The organism is Vibrio sp. Vb0667, assembly GCF_033391095.1.
On record NZ_JAWPOL010000195.1, the window covers coordinates 1 to 1,350 of the forward strand.

The 1,350-nt window shown below is 50.1% G+C and carries 1 protein-coding gene; it reads left to right on the plus strand.

Translation table 11 applies throughout. From position 1 onward, the window contains the following. Nucleotides 1-1,350: penicillin-binding protein 1B (mrcB, locus tag R8269_RS24555; RefSeq protein ID WP_318222821.1), on the plus strand; the 1,350-nt coding region annotated here is incomplete at both ends.

Genomic DNA, 1,350 nt, shown 5'->3' on the forward strand with positions numbered 1-1,350 from the left:
CGCAGCAGCTAGCGAAAAACTTATTTCTAACCCGTGATAAAACGCTGTGGCGTAAGGTGCGCGAAGCTTATATTGCGCTTATTCTTGATTACCGTTATAGCAAAGACCGCATTTTAGAAGCCTACCTCAATGAAGTGTATTTGGGTCAAAGCGGCGGCGAAGCGATCCACGGTTTTGGCTTAGCATCACGCTACTACTTTGGGCAGCCAATCCAAGAGTTGCGAATTGATCAACTTGCGATGCTGGTGGGCATGGTGAAAGGACCGTCGTACTACAATCCTGTTCGCTATCCTGAGCGCACCAAAGAGCGTCGAGACTTGGTGCTTCGATTGCTGATGCAACAAAACATGCTCACATCGCAGCAATATGAACAAGCTGTGAGTCGACCTCTTGATACACAAAGCAAACCACGTATTGCGAGCCGTCAGCCTGCATACTTCCAGCAATTGAATATCGAGCTGAAAGAGAAGGTCGGTGATCGCTTCAAGGCTGAAACTGGTCTGCGCGTGTTTACGTCTCTCGATCCTGTCTCCCAAAGTAAAATGGAGCAGGCTATCGCGAAGAAAATACCGGATTTAGCGAAGCGAGGCGGCAAAGAACTCGAAGCTGCTGCCGTGGCTGTTGATCGCCACAGTGGTGAAATTCGTGCCATGGTTGGTGGTAAGCGCGTGGGTTATGAAGGCTTTAACCGTGCGCTTAATGCTAGTCGTCCAATTGGTTCGTTGGTCAAGCCGGCGATTTACCTGACCGCGCTTGAACAGCCAGACAAATACAATTTGGGGACGACGCTGCACGACACCCCTCTAAGTTTGAAAGGTAGCAAAGGCTCGGTATGGACTCCGCGTAACTACGACCGTAAATATCGTGGTGATGTGCCACTTTACCTTGCGCTTGCGAAGTCATTGAACGTACCAACGGTAAGGTTGGGGATGGAGCTTGGTATTCCTGAAGTATCTGGCACACTTGAACGCTTAGGCGTCAACAAAGATGAGATTCGTCCTGTGCCTTCTATGTTCTTGGGCTCGTTTTCATTGACGCCATTTGAAGTGGCGCAAATGTACCAAACACTGACTAACTCGGGTAAACGTGCTAAGTTGACCGCGCTTCGTTCCGTCATCGATATGGACGGTAACGTGCTTTATCAATCGTTGCCTCGCTCCTCTCGCGCGGTTGATGAACAAGCGGCTTGGCTAACGACTTACGCGATGAAACAAGGTGTCGCACAAGGTACGGGCCGCTACCTTCAAAGCCAATTCGCTTGGGCTGCGTTGGCGGGAAAAACGGGCACCAGTAACGATACTCGTGATAGCTGGTTTGTCGGGATTGATGGTCGTGAAGTGACGACCATTT